This is a genomic window from Porticoccus sp. GXU_MW_L64, assembly GCF_052983295.1.
Map to the genome: position 1 here is coordinate 1 of NZ_JBRKJK010000017.1, position 17,625 is coordinate 17,625.

At 54.8% G+C, this 17,625-nt stretch carries 17 protein-coding genes; 3 read left to right on the plus strand and 14 right to left on the minus strand.

The window, feature by feature from the left end; genetic code table 11:
* Positions 1-369: 369 nt before the first annotated feature.
* Both ACVBEJ_RS12635 and ACVBEJ_RS12640 read left to right on the plus strand, forming a co-directional pair.
* Positions 370-534 carry a hypothetical protein gene (locus ACVBEJ_RS12635; RefSeq protein ID WP_447129999.1) on the plus strand — a complete coding sequence of 55 codons (165 nt, stop codon included), beginning with the start codon at positions 370-372 and terminating at the stop codon, positions 532-534.
* A 77-nt stretch (positions 535-611) separates the two neighbouring features.
* The gene (locus ACVBEJ_RS12640) at positions 612-980 is read left to right on the plus strand and encodes a metal-dependent hydrolase (RefSeq protein ID WP_447130000.1); all 369 of its coding nucleotides are present in this window, start codon (positions 612-614) and stop codon (positions 978-980) included.
* A 131-nt stretch (positions 981-1,111) separates the two neighbouring features.
* Here ACVBEJ_RS12640 and ACVBEJ_RS12645 read toward each other — a convergent pair whose 3' ends face one another.
* From ACVBEJ_RS12645 to guaB, 3 genes are all read right to left on the minus strand, one after another.
* Positions 1,112-1,528: an integrase arm-type DNA-binding domain-containing protein gene (locus ACVBEJ_RS12645; RefSeq protein WP_447130001.1), complete on the minus strand. Its 417-nt coding sequence runs from the start codon at positions 1,526-1,528 to the stop codon at positions 1,112-1,114.
* Between the two features lie 308 nt (positions 1,529-1,836).
* On the minus strand, positions 1,837-3,414 hold the full coding sequence (gene guaA, locus ACVBEJ_RS12650) for a glutamine-hydrolyzing GMP synthase (RefSeq protein WP_447130002.1): 1,578 nt from the start codon (positions 3,412-3,414) through the stop codon (positions 1,837-1,839).
* 217 nt (positions 3,415-3,631) lie between these two features.
* Positions 3,632-5,104, minus strand: a complete 1,473-nt coding sequence (gene guaB, locus ACVBEJ_RS12655) for an IMP dehydrogenase (RefSeq protein WP_447130003.1) — start codon at positions 5,102-5,104, stop codon at positions 3,632-3,634.
* A gap of 304 nt (positions 5,105-5,408) precedes the next feature.
* On the opposite strand from guaB, the gene xseA reads away from it, so the two are divergent.
* Positions 5,409-6,767: an exodeoxyribonuclease VII large subunit gene (gene xseA / locus ACVBEJ_RS12660; RefSeq protein ID WP_447130004.1), complete on the plus strand. Its 1,359-nt coding sequence runs from the start codon at positions 5,409-5,411 to the stop codon at positions 6,765-6,767.
* Positions 6,768-6,906: 139 nt separating this feature from the next.
* Here the strand turns inward: xseA and ACVBEJ_RS12665 are convergent, their stop codons facing one another.
* The 11 genes from ACVBEJ_RS12665 to ndk all read right to left on the minus strand — a co-directional run bounded on the left by ACVBEJ_RS12665 (position 6,907) and on the right by ndk (position 17,455).
* Positions 6,907-7,626 (minus strand): DUF481 domain-containing protein, encoded by a 720-nt coding sequence (locus ACVBEJ_RS12665; protein ID WP_447130005.1) that lies wholly within the window; start codon positions 7,624-7,626, stop codon positions 6,907-6,909.
* 32 nt (positions 7,627-7,658) lie between these two features.
* Positions 7,659-8,396, minus strand: a complete 738-nt coding sequence (locus tag ACVBEJ_RS12670) for a DUF481 domain-containing protein (RefSeq protein WP_447130006.1) — start codon at positions 8,394-8,396, stop codon at positions 7,659-7,661.
* A 2-nt stretch (positions 8,397-8,398) separates the two neighbouring features.
* Entirely contained in the window at positions 8,399-9,817 is a 1,419-nt protein-coding gene (gene der, locus ACVBEJ_RS12675; protein WP_447130007.1) for a ribosome biogenesis GTPase Der, read from the minus strand.
* A 111-nt stretch (positions 9,818-9,928) separates the two neighbouring features.
* Positions 9,929-11,083: an outer membrane protein assembly factor BamB gene (bamB, locus tag ACVBEJ_RS12680; RefSeq protein ID WP_447130008.1), complete on the minus strand. Its 1,155-nt coding sequence runs from the start codon at positions 11,081-11,083 to the stop codon at positions 9,929-9,931.
* A 13-nt stretch (positions 11,084-11,096) separates the two neighbouring features.
* Entirely contained in the window at positions 11,097-11,792 is a 696-nt protein-coding gene (locus ACVBEJ_RS12685; protein ID WP_447130009.1) for a YfgM family protein, read from the minus strand.
* A 109-nt stretch (positions 11,793-11,901) separates the two neighbouring features.
* A complete protein-coding gene (gene hisS, locus ACVBEJ_RS12690; RefSeq protein WP_447130010.1) occupies positions 11,902-13,176 on the minus strand; it encodes a histidine--tRNA ligase in 1,275 nt (424 codons plus the stop codon).
* Positions 13,177-13,236: 60 nt separating this feature from the next.
* On the minus strand, positions 13,237-14,361 hold the full coding sequence (ispG, locus tag ACVBEJ_RS12695; protein WP_447130011.1) for a flavodoxin-dependent (E)-4-hydroxy-3-methylbut-2-enyl-diphosphate synthase: 1,125 nt from the start codon (positions 14,359-14,361) through the stop codon (positions 13,237-13,239).
* Between the two features lie 213 nt (positions 14,362-14,574).
* Entirely contained in the window at positions 14,575-15,006 is a 432-nt protein-coding gene (locus ACVBEJ_RS12700; RefSeq protein WP_447130012.1) for a helix-turn-helix domain-containing protein, read from the minus strand.
* A 39-nt stretch (positions 15,007-15,045) separates the two neighbouring features.
* Positions 15,046-15,831 (minus strand): type IV pilus biogenesis/stability protein PilW, encoded by a 786-nt coding sequence (pilW, locus tag ACVBEJ_RS12705; protein ID WP_447130013.1) that lies wholly within the window; start codon positions 15,829-15,831, stop codon positions 15,046-15,048.
* A gap of 14 nt (positions 15,832-15,845) precedes the next feature.
* Complete coding sequence (gene rlmN, locus ACVBEJ_RS12710) at positions 15,846-17,030, minus strand: 23S rRNA (adenine(2503)-C(2))-methyltransferase RlmN (protein WP_447130014.1); 1,185 nt, start codon at positions 17,028-17,030, stop codon at positions 15,846-15,848.
* Positions 17,030-17,455 (minus strand): nucleoside-diphosphate kinase, encoded by a 426-nt coding sequence (gene ndk / locus ACVBEJ_RS12715; protein WP_447130015.1) that lies wholly within the window; start codon positions 17,453-17,455, stop codon positions 17,030-17,032. The genes rlmN and ndk overlap by 1 nt, the downstream gene beginning before the upstream one ends.
* Between the last annotated feature and the right edge of the window lie 170 nt (positions 17,456-17,625).

Genomic DNA, 17,625 nt, shown 5'->3' on the forward strand with positions numbered 1-17,625 from the left:
AGTCTTCTTACGGTGTTTCTCAAAGCCATCTGTCAGGGATTGTTGGCGCATCGGTATCTCTGGTTTGTGGATATGCTGCTATTATCGCTCAAACGATGAATTAATCAGAGTTGCCTTAGTATATTCTGCATACAAGATCAGAGATTGGCTTTGATCAACCACTATTTACGAGTAACGAACTATGGCAACAAACCCTCCGAAAGGCGACGGTCACCGCAATGGCGCGGTTCGTGGCCGCTCTCAAACCAAAACCCCTTCAGGCCACTATGTGAAACGGGACGCAGCAACCGGTCGATTTATGGATGTTAAGACTTCCAGCAAGAGCCCTTTCAAAGGCGTCAGGAAGGAAAAGTAAGGAAGAACTGATCAATGATGGATATTTCTTTTGAGATTAACGGCAGGAAGGTATCACCGCGCAATATGGGCGATGCACTGGAGTCTGCCATGCTGCCAAATCAGTTGGCACAGCTCGATGCCCAACACATGGCCAAAGGCCCAAAATCAAGGTCAAAGGCCGGAAGCTGGACTCCTTGAGCTTCGAGGTTTCCGGGTGCTGCGATCAGCTGATCGAAACAGTAAAGAAAAAGCTTAAATAGCGGTTAGGAGACGATATGAACGGGCCAACTCATCAGTTTGCGGGTGCGGTTGCCGCGCTGGCCATCACACAGGTTGATTCAGACGACAAATCTACGTTGCTACATCACCCTGCTGCTGCAATTCCTATTGGTGCCTTCTTGGGCAGATTACCGGACATGATTGAACCATCGCTGCGTAACCCAAATCATCGGCAGTTTTTCCACAGTGTGACGGTACTCGGGCTTATGGGAGCCGGAATGCATAAACTCTATCACTGGGATCCCCAGGATAAGTTCGACAAGCTATTACGTGGGCTACTCTTGATTGGCGGCGGGGCGTATCTGAGCCATCTTGCCCTGGATGCTTTAACGAGCAAGTCACTGCCACTTCTCGGCAAGCTATAAGTGCCAAAGGGCAGGAACCCTGTAAATTGATAATACAGTAGAGTTTTTTACATTAGATCAAGGATACAACCATGGCGACGGTCACCGCAATGGCGCGGTTCGTGGTCGCAGCCTTATTCAGCGTTAAAAAATTAGAAATACTTCTTCAACCGCTCAAACCCAATACGAACAGCTACCCCGAGCAGTAATGCAAACGGCAGAATAACGATTACCGGATTGATGCTGAACGGCAGGCTGATATAGACCACACAAGCAGCTACAAATGAAGGTACGACGGACCTCCTGGCCAGATTGAAGACATTACTTGATTTACCAGAAGCAATCATTTTCTTGGCTTCGTTAAGACGCTCTCTGGCCTCGGCCAAGCTAATACCACCGACGCCATAGCGCCCAATGGTCAGCGTTTCTTGGCGACCATTTAGTGAGTAGTTGTATCTGAAGGAAACTGTACCGGCCTTGGATACCGCAACGTAAAGCCCATCGCGGTCGACAACTTTGTACATTTTATCCCTGGGTTTCAGGTTTCGAAGCTTGGTATCAGTCAACATAAAGGCACCCTTTAAAAACACCCCTAATACCATGATAAAAACTAGCGATTTTTAGGGTGCTTTTCTCTTTAATAACAAACACTTACCAAAATCCAATACCATGAAGACCTTAAAAATCACTGCATGATATTGTCTTTGGTCATCGAGATTGAAAAAGACGATACCATGGAAAATTCCATGAAAAAAGTTTGCTTGGTGGTGCTAGAAGCTGCCTGAAAACACTAAACCAAAAAAGAAAAAACCCATTGTAAACAATGGGTTATAGGTGATTTGCTACTTGTAGATGCTTGGTGCTACCAGACGCGGAATCATTCCCACTCAATAGTCGCCGGCGGTTTGCTGGATACGTCGTAAGTCACCCGTGAGATACCGGAGATTTCATTGATAATGCGGTTGGAGACCTTCTCGATAAATTCGTAGGGCAGGTGCGCCCAGCGAGCGGTCATAAAGTCGATGGTTTCCACCGCGCGCAGGGCTACGACGTATTCGTAGCGGCGGGCATCACCCACTACGCCTACAGATTTTACCGGCAGGAAGACGGCGAACGCCTGACTGGTTTTGTGGTACAGGTCATTTTTGTAGAGTTCTTCGATAAAGATGGCGTCCGCTTCCCGCAGCAAATCCGCGTATTCCTTTTTCACTTCGCCGAGGATGCGCACCCCCAGGCCGGGACCGGGGAACGGATGGCGGTACACCATGTCGTAGGGCAGGCCCAGCTCCAGGCCAATTTTGCGCACTTCGTCCTTGAACAGTTCCCGCAGTGGTTCCACCAGTTTGAACTGCATGTCTTCCGGCAGGCCGCCCACATTGTGGTGGGATTTGATCACGTGAGCCTTGCCGGTTTTGGAGGCGGCGGATTCGATGACGTCCGGGTAGATGGTGCCCTGGGCCAGCCAGTTGACGTCTTTGAGCTTGGTAGCTTCATCATCGAACACCTCAATAAAAGTGTTGCCGATAATCTTGCGTTTTTTCTCCGGGTCCGCTTCCCCAGCCAACTTGCCAAGAAACAGGTCTTCCGCATCGGCGCGAATTACCCGCACCCCCATATTTTTGGCGAACATGTCCATCACCTGATCGCCTTCGTTTTTGCGCAGCAGGCCGTTGTCTACAAACACACAGGTGAGCTGATCGCCAATGGCTTTGTGCAGCATGGCCGCCACTACGGAGGAATCCACACCACCGGACAGACCCAACAATACCTTGTCGCCACCCACCTGGGCGCGAATGGTGGCGATGGCGTCTTCGATGATGTTGGCCGGTGTCCACAGGGCTTCGCAGCCACAAATATGCAGGGCAAAGTGCTCGAACATACGCATGCCTTGCAGGGTGTGGGTCACTTCCGGGTGGAACTGAATGCCGTAAAATTGCTTGTCCTGGTTGGCAATGGCGGCGATGGGGCAGCTATCGGTAGAGGCGATCAGGTCAAAACCTTCCGGCATGGCCGCCACTTTGTCGCCGTGACTCATCCACACATCCAGCAGCGATGCACCTGTTTCGTGGTCTACGTGATCGCGAATATCCCGAAACAACGGGCAGTCCTTGTCAATTTTTACCTGAGCGTAACCGAACTCATGCACATCAGAGCTTTGCACCTGACCGCCGAACTGCTCGGCCATGGTCTGCATGCCGTAACAGATGCCCAAAATAGGCAAACCCAGCTCAAACACACAGGCGGGCGCGCGGGGGGAATCTGCCGCATGCACCGATTCCGGCCCGCCGGAAAGAATAATGCCTTTGGGGTTAAACTCGCGGATTTCCTGCTCGCTAATATCCCAGGCGCGAATTTCCGAAAACACCCCCACCTCGCGAATACGGCGGGCGATTAATTGTGTGTATTGGGAACCAAAATCGAGGATAAGGATTTTTTGGTCGTGGATATTGGTCATTCTTGCGTCCTGGTAGTGCGGGCCAATTTCGTGGCTCATCATTAATTCAAACTCAAGTGTTCTTAACACCGGGTCGCACGTCTGACGTCGCACGTCGCACGCTTAAAACCAACCACTGATTAAACACCGAGGAATCGCCGCAGCTGTACTGAATTTAGCACTTGCAGAAAACCGTTTTTAGCGTGCGACGTCAAACGTGCGACGTGCGGCCAATCAATCAACGCCCCCCCACCGGGTAGTTGGGCGCTTCTTTGGTAATTTGCACATCGTGCACGTGGCTCTCACCCATGCCGGCGGAAGTCACGCGTACAAAGCGGGGTTTGCTGCGCATCACATCCAGGCTGACGCTGCCGGTGTAACCCATGGCAGAGCGCACGCCACCCATCATCTGGTGAATGATGTTTGCCACTGGCCCCTTGTAGGGTACGCGGCCTTCAATGCCTTCCGGCACCAGTTTTTCAGTACCGGCGCTGGCATCCTGAAAGTAGCGGTCGCTGGAGCCCTGGGTGCGCGCCATGGCCCCCAGCGAACCCATGCCGCGATAGGATTTGTAGGAGCGGCCCTGGTAAAGTTCGATTTCACCGGGCGCTTCTTCGGTACCTGCAAACACCGAGCCCATCATAATGGCGTGAGCACCGGCGACAATGGCTTTGGCAATATCACCGGAAAAGCGAATGCCGCCATCGGCGATTACTGGAATATCCCAATCCTGCAGTGCCGCAGCCACTTCACTGATGGCAGTAATCTGGGGAACACCCACGCCGGAAACAATTCGCGTGGTGCAGATGGAGCCGGGGCCAATACCCACTTTCACGCCATCGGCACCGGCTTCCGCCAGCGCCAGAGCCGCTTCGCCAGTGGCGATATTGCCGCCAATCACCTGAATATGCGGGTACAGGTTTTTGATGCGAGCCACCCGATCGAGTACGTTTTTGGAGTGGCCGTGGGCGGTATCCACCACCAACACATCCACACCCGCAGAAACCAGCGCAGATACCCGGTCATCGGTGTCAAGACTGGTACCCACCGAAGCGCCAACCCGCAAGCGACCCTGGTCGTCTTTACAGGCGTTGGGGTATTTTTCTGCCTTGTCGATGTCCTTGACGGTAATCAGGCCGCAGAGGTCGAATTGATCGTTAACCACCAACACTCTTTCAATGCGGTGCTTGTGCAACAGTGCCCGCACTTCGTCCGCAGGTGCGCCTTCCTTGACTGTCACCAGTTGTTTTTTGGGCGTCATGATATCACCCACAGTGGCGTCCACATTGGGTTCGAAACGCACATCCCGGCGAGTGACAATGCCCACCAGTTCACCGCCATCCAGCACCGGTACGCCGGAAATATTTTTCTTGCGGGTCAGTTCCATCAGCTCACGAATGGAGGTTTTCGATTCAATGGTAATGGGGTCTTTCACCACACCACTTTCGTACTTTTTGACCGCACGCACCTGGGCAGCCTGCTCCTCGATGGACATGCTTTTGTGAACAATGCCAATACCGCCTTCCTGGGCAATGGCAATAGCCAGGCGCGACTCGGTAACGGTATCCATGGCCGCAGAGACCAGTGGCAGATTGAGTTCGATATCACGAGTGAGGCGGGTTTTCAGACTGACGTCTTTGGCCGTCACCTCGGAATAACCGGGTACCAGCAGAACATCGTCGAAGGTAAGGGCTTCAGTAAGGGTGTGCAAGGCGCTTCTCCAGAATACGTTGGAAGTGGGCTTGTTTTAAGGGGCGTTTAAAAAACCGCGCATTATAGGTTTTTTTGCCCCTGAGAGATAGAGCTCAATTCAGTTTCTGTCATTCTGAGCGCAGTGAAGACAAATTGACAGGAAAGTCAATTTGGGCGCCATAGGCGGCCGTAGGCCGAGTGCCATGGAAGGCACGAGTCAATTTCGACTACCTTCACTACGCTCAGAATGACAGCCTGGCCCGATGTACCGCGACACGCAACACAGCGTAGCTTGCAACCCGTAGCTCTTATACAATTCACACATGAGCAAAGATATTGCGAAAACCGTTTATTCCATCTCCCAACTCAACCGCCAAACCCGTCAATTGCTGGAAACCCACCTGCCGCTGGTCTGGGTAGAGGGCGAGCTGTCCAACTTTGCCAGCCCCGCTTCCGGGCATTGGTATTTCAGCCTCAAGGACGAGCAGGCACAGGTGCGCTGCGCCATGTTTCGCAACCGCAACAGCCGGGTGCGGTTGGCGGCCGGGAACCGCCCAGGCAATGGGCTGCAAGTATTGGTGCGCTGCCGGGTGAGCCTGTATGAAGGGCGCGGCGAGTTCCAGCTGATTGTCGAGCACATGGAAGAAGCCGGGCTCGGTGCCCTGCAACGGCGCTTTGAACAGCTGAAAGCCAGCCTTGGAACCGAAGGTCTGTTTGCCGCCGAACACAAACAAGCACTGCCACCGCTGCCCCGCCGCATCGGTGTGGTGACTTCCGCCAGCGGCGCCGCCGTTCACGATATTTTGCAGGTATTGGAGCGGCGCTTTGCCGCTATTCCGGTGACGGTTTATCCCACCGCTGTGCAGGGAAATGAAGCCGTAGCCGGCATCGTGAACGCCATTGAAATCGCCAATCAGCAAAAACGCTGCGATGTGATTATCCTGGGTCGCGGTGGCGGTTCCATGGAGGACCTGTGGGCCTTTAACGAAGAAGCGGTGGCCCGGGCGATATTTGCCAGTGACATCCCCATTGTCAGTGCGGTGGGCCACGAGGTGGATTTCACCATTGCGGATTTTGTCGCCGATCTGCGCGCCCCCACACCGTCTGCCGCAGCGGAATTGTTAAGCCCGGACAGCAACGAACTCAGCGCCACCATCAACGGCTACCAGCAGCTTTTGGCAGACAAGCTAAAACAACTGCTCAGCCATCATCGCCACAACGTACAACACTTGCAAAAGCGCCTGCGTCACCCTGGGGAAAAGCTGCGCCAACAAAGCCAGCACCTGGACAATCTGGACATGCGCCTGCAAAACACCATGAAGGAAAACCTGCAACGTGCCCACAGGCCGCTGGACAAATTGATTAGCCGCCTGGTGCGTTTCCACCCCCAAGAGAAGATCAATGCTCTGACCCAGCGTTGCAACAATGCCAGGCAAAATCTGCAAACCGCTCTTGACCACTTGTTGGCCCAACGCCAACAACGGCTAGGTAACGCAGCTCAGCTGCTAAACGCCGTGAGCCCGTTAAACACTTTGGGACGGGGTTACAGCATTACCTTTGATAGCGAAGGCAAAGTGATAAATAGTATTACTGATGTGAAGATGGGTGACAAAGTTGCCACCCGCATGCGCGATGGAGAAATCTACGCCGAGGTAAGTGACGTCAAGACGTTTGACGTTTGACGTTTGACGTTTGACGAAGACACTGTAGGCCCGGCTTTAGCCCGTCAAAGCTGGCACTACGTAGACAGAGCTTTGACGACCTGAAGGCCGATCTACAGGGTAATACGCCCTCGTCAAACGTCGAACAACGTCAAAGCAACTAAAACTTATAATCCAGCGACACCGACGTCAGGGTATCGGTTTTTTCCGTACCCACCGGCACATCGCTGTTGTTGCGTACCAAGTAGCTGACTTTCAAACCCAGTGTTGAATTGATCGCCACACGAGCAGCAATTTCATTTTCCAAAAAAGTGTTGTCAGAGGCGGATTCCAACCGGAAGTTGTTACTCAACTCGGTGGTTTCGGTGGCCTGGTAACCCCATTTGGCGCTGCCCACAAAGGTGGGTTCGGTGGTTTCAATACCGGTGCCCTGCTCCTCACTGCGGCGATAACCGGCACCGGCTTCCAGGTTGAGGTTGTGGTCTTCTTGCTTGATTACATTCCAGCCCAAACCACCACTTAAGGTCGTTTGAGTGCGAAAGCCACCGAACTTGTCGTCGTTGTGACGCAGGTTGCCGAAAGCGTAGTAGGTATCGCCAAATTCGCGGTTGGTTTGCACTTCAAACAGCACGCTTTCCTTGGTGCGCACGCCGTCTTCAGAGCTGCGAATAGCTTCGATTTTGAACTCGTTGCGCCATTTCAGATAGCTCTTGTTGACCACCACACGGGCCAGCAGATTGTCGGTTTCGGAGTTACCGGTTGAGCGGTTAAAACCCAACTCTGCTCCGCCGCTCCAGCCATTGTCATCGTCGGCAAAAGCCACAGGCGCCAGTGACATAACCAAGCCCGCCAACACTGTGGTGGCAATTGTTGTTTTCATGGTGGTATTCCTTCCGGGAGGTATCGTTTAAATCAAAAGGCAAAGTCCAGAGACAGAGCAGTGAGGGTATCGGTGCCACTGATGCCCTGCTGTTCCTGACTGTTGTTACGCAAACGGTAGCTGACTTTGAGACCAAGGTCAGTGGTAATTTTTAAACGCAGAGCGGCTTCCGATTCAAACAGGGTATTTTCATCGCCCGCCTCAACCCTGACGTTGTTGAGCAATTGGGTACTGCCGGTGAGCTGGTACTGCCAATCCAGCTTCCCCTGCACCACCGCTTCTGATTGTGTCAACTCAGTCACTTGCTGTTGGCTGCGCCGCAGGCCCAAGCCACCTTCAAGGGAAAATTTGCGGCGCTCGCCCTGCAGAGGCTTCCAGCCAATACCCGTGGACACACTCGCCTGAGACGCAAAGGCACCGAAGCGATCGTCCATATAACGAATATTGGCAAAGGTGTAGCTGTGCTCGGAAAGCCGATAACCGGCCTGGGCCTCTACTGTGGCAGTCTGGCGATTTTTTTCGCCATTAGCAGAACTGACAATGGCCTCCAGTTTGAGGTCGGAATTCCACTGGCGGCCATCCCGCTGAAAACGCAGCTTGCCCAGCAGGTTTTGCACGCTGCTGTTGCCGGTAGAACGGCTAAAACCCAAAGATCGTTCGCCGTACCACCGGTAAAGATTATCCTGCGTTGTATCGTTGGTGTTTGCCTGTGCGCTACAAGCCAGCCCTGCAATCAAAAGCAGCAACAGGCTTTGAGACAGTGATTTCATTGTTATTTTTTTCCGCTTGGTTGTTTGGCCCTGGCCTGTCTGGTTTTGTCCAGACGGCGTTTTTTTGCCGCCTGGCGATCGCTCAGTTGTTGTTTGTCACCGTAAGGGTTAGCGCTGCCCTTGAATTCAACGCGCACCGGCGTGCCGTGCAAATCCAGCGCTTCGCGGAAGGTTTTTTCCAGGTAGCGCACGTAGTTGTTGGGCACTTTGTCCGTCTGATTGCCGTGAATCACAATCAGTGGCGGATTCTGGCCACCACTGTGAGCGTAGCGCAGTTTAATGCGCCGCCCCTGCACCATGGGCGGCTGGTGCTGGGCCACTGCGTCTTCAAGTATGCGAGTCAGCCAGGAGGTAGACAGCTTGTCGGTCGCAGCGGCGTAGGCCCGCTCAATGGAGGGGTAAAGTTTACCAACTCCGCTGCCGTGAAGTGCGGAGATAAAATGGATATCGGCAAAATCCGCAAATCGCAGGCGACGCTGTAATTCCGCTTTGATGCTGTCTTTTTGCTCCACCTGCAAACCGTCCCACTTGTTCACCGCCACCACCAGGGCACGGCCGGCATCCAGCACATGGCCCATCATGTGTAAATCCTGATCCACCAGGCCTTCGCTGGCATCGATCAACAGCACTGCTACATTGGCGTCTTCAATGGCCTGCAGGGTTTTCACGATGGAGAATTTTTCCACCGCCAGTTTGACGTTTTTGCGGCGCCGGATACCGGCTGTATCGATCAGGGTGTAGGGTTTGTCGTGGCGCTCGTAGTCGATATAAATGCTGTCGCGGGTGGTGCCGGGCATATCAAACACCACCACCCGATCTTCACCCAGCAGGCGATTCACCAGGGTGGACTTGCCCACATTGGGGCGGCCGACAACGGCGATTTTAATACCGCGCGGATCGCTGTCTTCGGTCTCCGCTTCTTCCTCCTGAGCAAAAGGTTCCAGCACCTGCTGCATCATGGCTTTTACGCCGCGACCGTGGGTGGCGGTGGTGGGGAATACGGTTTCAAAACCCAGCTCGTAAAATTCCGCCATAGCCACATCCGGGTTCACACCATCGATTTTGTTGGCCACCAGCAGCGCCTTGCGGCCCTTATTGCGAAGGTGCTCGGCAATCATGCGGTCGGCAGAGGTAAGACCCGCGCGACTGTCCACCACAAACAACACCACGTCCGCTTCGTCCATGGCCTGCAGGGATTGCTCGGCCATCACTGAGTCGATGCCTTCTTCGTCGCCACTGATACCGCCGGTATCAATCAGCATAAAGCGCTTGCCCGCCAGTTGGCCTTCACCGTACTTGCGGTCGCGAGTCAGCCCCGAATAATCCGCCACCAGCGCATCGCGGGTTTTGGTCAAACGGTTAAAGAGTGTGGACTTACCCACATTGGGACGCCCGACAAGGGCAATTACCGGCAGTTTCACAATGGCCTCGAAAAAGCTAGGAAAAAAATGGCCGCCTGGAAGCGGCGGCCATTTTAGCAGAACAGCAAGATTCGCACCTGTAAAAAGTGCGTCGCTTTTTCAGCTCCGCTTTTACTTGGAAATCACCTGGTAACAGCTCAAGCCACCACCGTGATCCTGAATATAAATGCGCTCACCATCGCCAATCATGGGCACACGCACACCGCTGCCATCCACTTTTTTGCGGCCCACAAAATGGCCATCGTTGCTGTCCATCAGGTGCAGGTAACCCTCGACATCTGCCACCGCCACATAACCGGCCACCACCGCCGGGGCGCTAAGGCCGCGCAGTTTCAGTTGGTCGTTCTCCCACAGAGGTTGCATACCGGTACCGCGCAGGGCACGCACGTAGTCACCCTCCTCCACCACAAACACCTGCGAACCGGATACCGCCGGGCCGTGATAACTGGAGCTTTTCTGGCTGCCCAGCTGGGAGCCACGACTGCGACTCAGGGCAACAGCAGTGCCCTGGTAGGAAGTGGCGTAAAGCACCTGGCCATCAACCGCTATTACGCCGTCCACGTCGCTGAGTTTTTCCAGCTCAGTGCGACCGCGGGGGTTGGAGATGCGACTCTCCCACAGGCGCGAACCGGTATCCGCATTGAGGGCAACAACCTGGCCATCGGCGGTACCCACCACCACCATATCCCCTATCAGCAGCGGCGAGCTGGTGCCGTAGTTGGTCAGTGGCGGGGTTTGGGTTTTGTATTGCCACAGCTCTTCGCCATTTTCCGCAGACAGCATGTACACAAATCCATCTTTGGTTTGCACCGCCACGCGCTCGCTGTCGCCACTGGCGGCGGAGAGCACTTCACTTTTCAAACTCACCTGCCACTGCTGTATGCCATCGCTGGCATTGAGCGCATACACTCGGCCTTCAATATCGCCCACATACACCTGAGAACCGCCAAAACCGACACCGCCGGAAAGTCCCTTGTCCAACTTGGCCCGCCACAGGCGTTTGCCGCTGTCACTGCTGAAAGCAGACACCCGGCCCTTGCCACTGGCGGCGTAGATAACACCATTGCGCAACACCGGGCGCATACCGGTGAGGTATTTGTTGTGAGCCCCGCCCACACTCTGACTCCACAGGCGCTTGATGGTCACTTCCTGAGGAAATTTGACCAACTTCGCCGGTTGTTCTTTTTCCTCTTTGGAACTGCACGCGGTCAACAGCGAAAACATGATCGCTGTGGCCAGGAATTTCAGTAGAGTGGTGGCTTGCATGGGGTGTCCCGTTTTATTGGTTGTTTTCAATATCGGTTGAGTTCGCGTCCGCTGATTCCTGTGATACGTGATCCGCAGGCGTGACGCGGTTGAGTTTCAAACGCAACAATTGGTTATCTCCAGCGCTACCGTTCAGTGCTTCCTGATAAGCCAGGCGCGCAGCATCGTTGTCGCCCTGCTGACGCTGAATATCGCCACGCAGCTCCGCGTAAGCGGCGCTCATATCGCCGTTATCCTGAGCGTTCAATAACACCAGTGCCTGCTCGGTATTTCCGCGAGTGACCTCCACTTTGGCCAGCCGCAGTCTGGCAATGGCGTTGAGACCATCGTCACCGGAACCGTCAATCACGTACTGCAATTCACTGGCTGCGGTGTCGTAATCCTGCTTTTCAAACGCCAGTTTCGCCAGCATCAGAGCCGCGTACCATCCGTACTGGCTGCCTTGTGCCTGGGTTTTCAGGGTACTGGCCTTATTCCACAGCTCTGTTTGCTGCTGTTCGCTAATACCGCTGGCTGCGGCCAACTGCTGCACCTCTGTATACAGCAGGGAGTTATTTTCCCGCTGGGTTTGTTGCTGCTGATTCCACTGCTGCAACCCCCACCAGGCGGCCACACCTACCACTACGGCGATGATTGTGGTGCGACCATTGCGCTGCCACCACCGCTTGAGGGCCTCTACCTGTTCTTCTTCTGACAAATGTGCACTCACATCAACTCCTAAAACATAACGTTGTAATGTAGGGTGGATTAGCGAAGCGTAATCCACCATTGTCGAATTGCCTGGCGGATTACGCTGCGCTAATCCGCCCTACAAGCTATCAAGCAAAGTAGTTGTTCAGCAGCGCGGCAATGTCATCACTGGCTAGCGTCTGCTGTGGCTTGTCTTCGCGCAGATATTTCACCGTCACCGTACCCGCTGCCACTTCATCTTCCGCCAAAATCAACGCCACCGGAGCGCCACTTTTGTCGGCTTTTTTCATCTGACTTTTAAAGCTGCCGCCACCACTGTGGCATTGAATGCGCAAACCGGGGCACTGGCTGCGCAGTTGCTCCGCCAGGGTCAGCGCCGCCACTTGCACATCACCCACTGCCGTGAGGTAAACATCCAGATTTTGGCCGATACTATCCGGCACCACTCCCAGTGCGTCAAGCATCAATACCAGGCGCTCCACCCCCATGCCAAAACCCACCGCCGGGGTGGGTTTGCCGCCCAACTGTGTCACCAGGCCATCGTAACGGCCACCGCCACATACGGTGCCCTGGGCACCAAGGCTGTCGGTGACCCATTCGAATACGGTTTTGCTGTAGTAGTCCAGGCCGCGCACCAAACGTGGGTTTACCTGGTAGGCAACACCGGCGGCATCGAGTATCTGGCAGAGGCGGGCAAAGTGCTCGCGGGATTCAGCGTCCATGTAATCCTGCAAACTGGGGGCGGCTTGCAGCAGGCTTTCCATGGCGGGATTTTTACTGTCCAGAATACGTAGCGGGTTGGTTTCCAGGCGGCGCAGGCTGTCGGCGTCCAGCTGATCGCGATGTTGTTGCAGGTAGGCCACCAATGCATCCCGGTGGCGGCCTCGGGATTCCGGAGTGCCCAGGGAATTGATCTGCAGGGTCACCCGGTCGGCGATACCCAGTTGACGCCACAGGCGCGCGGTCATCAGCAGAATTTCGCCGTCGATATCCGGCCCTTCCAGGCCAAACACCTCTACACCAAACTGGTGAAACTGGCGCAGGCGACCCTTTTGCGGTTTCTCGTAGCGAAACATGGGGCCCATGTACCACAGGCGCTGAGATTGATTATGCAGCAGGCCGTGTTGTTCGCAGGCGCGCACTACCGCAGCGGTACCTTCCGGGCGCAGGGAAACCTGATCGCCACCGAGGGTTTCAAAGCTGTACATTTCTTTTTCAACAATATCGGTGACCTCACCGATAGAGCGCTTGAACAGTTCGGTCTGTTCCACCACCGGGGTGCGCACTTCCCGGTAGCCGTACTGGGCAAACAGCGTGCGAACGGCAGATTCCAGGTATTGCCATGTGGGTGAGTCGGCGGGCAGCAGGTCGTTCATGCCCCGCAGAGATTGAATTTTTTTCAAGGGTGTTTTCCGTTGCTCGTATTTGGTTGTAACTGGTCAGCCTGAGATCCTTTGCTGAGCTCAGGATGACGCATCAGAGCGGGCAATGATCTGTTCTTGCTCCGCGGCTTTGGCGGCGGCTTTGTCGCGAATCAATGTTTCCAGCGTATCCACCAGGTTGTCCTGGCCGATTTTGTGGTCCGGTTTGCCGTCGATGTAGACCAGATTGCTGGGTGAAGCGCCGGTTAAGCCCAGGTCGGCTTCTTTGGCTTCGCCGGGGCCGTTGACGATGCAGCCAATCACCGCCACATCCATGGGCGTGGTGATATCTTCCAGGCGCACTTCCAGCTCGTTCATGGTTTTTACCACGTCGAAATTCTGCCGGGAGCAACTGGGGCAGGCGACAAAATTGATGCCTTTGGAGCGCAGGCGCAGGCTTTTCAGCATATCCCAGGCAACCCGTACTTCTTCCACCGGATCCGCAGCCAGCGACACGCGCACGGTATCGCCAATACCTTCCATCAGCAGCATTCCCAGGCCAATGGCCGATTTCACTGCCCCGGAACGAAAGCCGCCAGCTTCGGTAATACCCAGGTGCAGGGGTTGGTCAATCTGCTCGGAGAGTTTGCGATAGGCGCCCACCGCCATAAAAATATCCGACGCCTTGACGCTGACTTTGAAGTTCTGAAAATCCAGGCGATCGAGAATATCCACATGGCGCATGGCGGACTCCACCAATGCATCCGGGGTGGGTTCACCGTATTTGCGCTGCAGGTCTTTTTCCAGAGAACCGGCATTGACGCCGATACGCAGGGGAATATTGAGGTCGCGGGCCTTGTCGATTACCGCCCGCACTTTGTGTTCGCGGCCAATGTTGCCGGGGTTGATGCGCAGGCAATCCACCCCCAGGTCCGCCACCCGCAGGGCGATGTTGTGGTCAAAGTGAATATCCGCCACCAGTGGCACGGTCACTTGCTTGCGGATTTCACCAAAGGCTTCTGCCGCGTCCATGGAAGGCACAGATACCCGCACAATGTCGGCACCGGCCTCCTGAATGGCGGTCACCTGGGCTACGGTTGCGGCCACATCGGTGGTTTCGGTGTTGGTCATACTCTGCACCGAGATGGGGGCGCCGCCGCCCACAGGCACATCGCCCACCATAATCTGGCGGGTTTGTCGTCTCACAATGGGGGATTCAAACTGCACGTGCACTCACCGACTATCTTGCTTATCTTGTATAACGATTAAATTATTAAACCGGCAACCTTATAGATTGCGTTTAATAATGCGGCACAGGGATGTGCCACTGCTGGCGCAGCCAGCGCAAGCTCAATAAAATCAAGCACTTTCGCGCAAGTGCGTCACTTTCTTTTATGTGAAAGTTATTGAGCGAGCAATACAAAAGGCAGGACGCCTTTTCTATTGCCGGGTTAATAATACCACCAGAACCCCGGCCACCAACACTGCTGCGCCTACGGCCAACCAGAGTCTGGGAGTTTTCCACCAGGGCACTGCACCCGTTACCGTTTCTTCTGCCACTGTTGACGCGTTGCGCCCAGGCAGCTGCTGGCAATAAGCCTCGTAACTTTCCAGCACCGGTTGTTCATCCATATTCAGCAAGTGGCAATAACTGCGAATATATCCGCGCACATACACATCCGTGGGCAGGCGCTCAAAATCATCACTTTCCAGCGCTTTTAACACGCCAATACGCAAACCCAATTCCCGGCAAACCTCATCTTCAGTGAGGTTTTGGGCACGGCGCCCCTTGCGCAGTGCAATACCTGGCGTCTGCCAGCTCTGTTTCGCTTCTTCCCTGTCACTGCTTTGATCTTTATTGTTATCGTGCATGTGATGCCTTTTGGGTAAGTAAGACTCCGCTTATGACACTTATCGACGTTTGCGCCACTGCTGGTAGGCGAGGTTCTCCTTGGAGTCCGGAAACATTTTTTCCAGCGCCAGGCCGTAGCTGTGTTCACCGTTGCGGTTGTTGCGGCGATGTTCAACGCGCACTCCCAGCCACAAACTCCTGGCGTTGGGCCGCCGCACCAGGCGGCGGTAATTACTGAGGTAATTAAAACTATCCTGATAATTGCCGTCGGTGTATTCGAGCTCGGCAATTTCCAGATACGCCACTGCCATATTGCCGTTCAATCGCAAGGCCTTGTCAAAAGCAGCGCGCGCCGCGCCAGCATCCCCCAGCTTGGTTTCCATCTGACCGAGGCTTAAAAAAGCCAGCGCACGGTTGTTAAAGTCAACATCCTGAGTGACTTTGACCAACTGGTTTCTGGCGTCTTTAATACGTTGTTTTTCCAGCAAGAAAACCGCGTAATAAAAACGCGTCTGGGTATTTTTGCCGGAGCCACTCAGGGCTTTGCGGAAATGCCTGTCCGCCAGTTCGTCTTCGCCTTCCCGGTTATAAATAAGCGCGTAACCGGTATTGGCGCGGGCGGATTTTGGATCAATTTTCAGGGCTTTGCTGAGGTGGAAACGGGCTTTTTCCAGATTATTGCGGCCGATGTAGCGAAAACCCAGGTCAATCTGCTTGGCCAGCACCTTCTGTTCGTCAATGTCTTCCACCGGGCCCCGGGAAGTGACTTCTTCGGTCACACAGCCAGACAGCGCCAGCAACAGGCTAAACACCGAAAAACCTTTGAACCAACAGCTGAGCTTCACGCAAACCCCCTTTTTCAACGCTCTACAAAACGAACCGCCTGCTCGTCAGCCGCCTTTTCTGCGGCCTGCTGGCGGTAGCGTTCGCTGCGGCGGGTGCGGTCATTTACCGTACCGGCCAATTGCCCACAGGCGGCGGCGATATCGTCGCCGCGGGTGGTGCGAACGGTGACAGTGTAGCCTGCCCGGTACAAAATATCCCGAAAGCGGTGCAGGGAATTATTACTGACCCGCTTGTAGTCAGACTGACTGAACGGGTTAAAGGGTATCAGATTGATCTTGCAAGGCACATCCCGCATCAACTCTGCCAGTTGCCGGGCGTGTTCCGGGCGGTCGTTGACCTGATCCATCAACGTGTATTCCACGGTTACCTTGCGGTGGGTATCCGGCATTTTGTCCAGATAGCGTTTGGTGGAATCCAGCAGTACGGCAATAGGGTATTTTTTGTTGATGGGCACCAACTCATTGCGCAGCTCATCGTTGGGGGCGTGCAGGGAAATGGCCAGTGACACATCGGTGACATCGCCGAGCTTGTCCAACGCCGGCACCACACCGGAGGTACTCAAGGTCACCCGGCGCTTGGACAGGCCGTAGGCGTTGTCGTTGAGCATCAGGTTCATGGCGTCGACCACATTATCGAAATTGAGCAGTGGCTCACCCATGCCCATCATCACTACGTTGGTGACGGTACGCTCGGCCTTGGCTTCGAGCTGGCCAAACGATTTCGCGGCGATCCATACCTGGCCGATAATTTCTGCCGCTGTGAGATCGCGGTTAAAACCCTGCTTGCCGGTGGCGCAAAAACTGCAATCCAGGGAACAACCCACCTGGGACGACACGCACAGGGTGCCGCGCTCGCCATCGGGGATAAACACGGTTTCCACACAGCTGCCGCCGGTAACCCGGATCAGCCACTTGCGGGTGCCGTCGCTGGAATCCTGCTGACTGACCACCTCTGGCGCACGAATTTCTGCCTGCTCTTCCAGCTTGACGCGCAACGCTTTGGAGAGGTTGGTCATCTGCTCAAAGTTGTCCGCGCCGAGCTGATGAATCCACTTCAACACCTGGGTGGCGCGGAACGGCTTTTCGCCGATGGAAGCAAAAAATGCCACCAGCTTTTCAGCAGAAAGCCCCAGAAGGTTGACCTTCTGGGGCTCGGGTGCCTGGGTATCGACGACTTTAACAGTCGCTGGGTCAGACATCAGCGTTCGCAGATCTCGTCTGCGTTAAAGAAGTAGGCAATTTCGCGGGCGGCGGACTCCGGGGAATCGGAACCGTGTACCGCATTGGCGTCAATGGTTTCTGCAAAGTCCGCACGGATGGTGCCAGCTGCCGCTTCCTTGGGATTGGTAGCGCCCATCAGGTCGCGGTTGGCAAGCACGGCGTTTTCGCCTTCCAGCACCTGCACTACCACCGGACCAGAGGTCATAAATTCGATCAGAGCGGGAAAGAATGGGCGCTCTTTGTGCTCGGCGTAAAAGCCACCGGCGCTGTCTTCGTTGAGGCGAACCATCTTCATGGCCACCACTTTCAGACCTGCCTTTTCAAAGCGGGCATCGATTTCGCCAATCACGTTTTTGGCAACGGCATCGGGCTTGATGATGGACAGAGTGCGTTGAACTGCCATGGACTGCATTCTCCAGTAATGTAAAGGTATCAGATAGCGGGCTAAGCCCTTGAAATTTGGTGGCGAATTTTACTCTTGAGGGGGCGTTGTTACAAGGGTTGTTGTGCTTTTGGAGAACTGTGCTGAATTGCAGTGTGGAGGTGTTTGGCGAGAGGCTCGACGCCTGAAGT

Bases quoted from the DNA above. Each gene is read 5' to 3' on its own strand.
- ACVBEJ_RS12665 (WP_447130005.1), bottom strand. From the start codon at position 7,626: ATGAAAACAACAATTGCCACCACAGTGTTGGCGGGCTTGGTTATGTCA.
- guaA (WP_447130002.1), bottom strand. From the start codon at position 3,414: ATGACCAATATCCACGACCAAAAAATCCTTATCCTCGATTTTGGTTCC.
- bamB (WP_447130008.1), bottom strand. From the start codon at position 11,083: ATGCAAGCCACCACTCTACTGAAATTCCTGGCCACAGCGATCATGTTT.
- ACVBEJ_RS12670 (WP_447130006.1), bottom strand. From the start codon at position 8,396: ATGAAATCACTGTCTCAAAGCCTGTTGCTGCTTTTGATTGCAGGGCTG.
- ACVBEJ_RS12635 (WP_447129999.1), top strand. From the start codon at position 370: ATGATGGATATTTCTTTTGAGATTAACGGCAGGAAGGTATCACCGCGC.
- ACVBEJ_RS12640 (WP_447130000.1), top strand. From the start codon at position 612: ATGAACGGGCCAACTCATCAGTTTGCGGGTGCGGTTGCCGCGCTGGCC.
- ndk (WP_447130015.1), bottom strand. From the start codon at position 17,455: ATGGCAGTTCAACGCACTCTGTCCATCATCAAGCCCGATGCCGTTGCC.
- ACVBEJ_RS12700 (WP_447130012.1), bottom strand. From the start codon at position 15,006: ATGCACGATAACAATAAAGATCAAAGCAGTGACAGGGAAGAAGCGAAA.
- ACVBEJ_RS12645 (WP_447130001.1), bottom strand. From the start codon at position 1,528: ATGTTGACTGATACCAAGCTTCGAAACCTGAAACCCAGGGATAAAATG.
- rlmN (WP_447130014.1), bottom strand. From the start codon at position 17,030: ATGTCTGACCCAGCGACTGTTAAAGTCGTCGATACCCAGGCACCCGAG.
- xseA (WP_447130004.1), top strand. From the start codon at position 5,409: ATGAGCAAAGATATTGCGAAAACCGTTTATTCCATCTCCCAACTCAAC.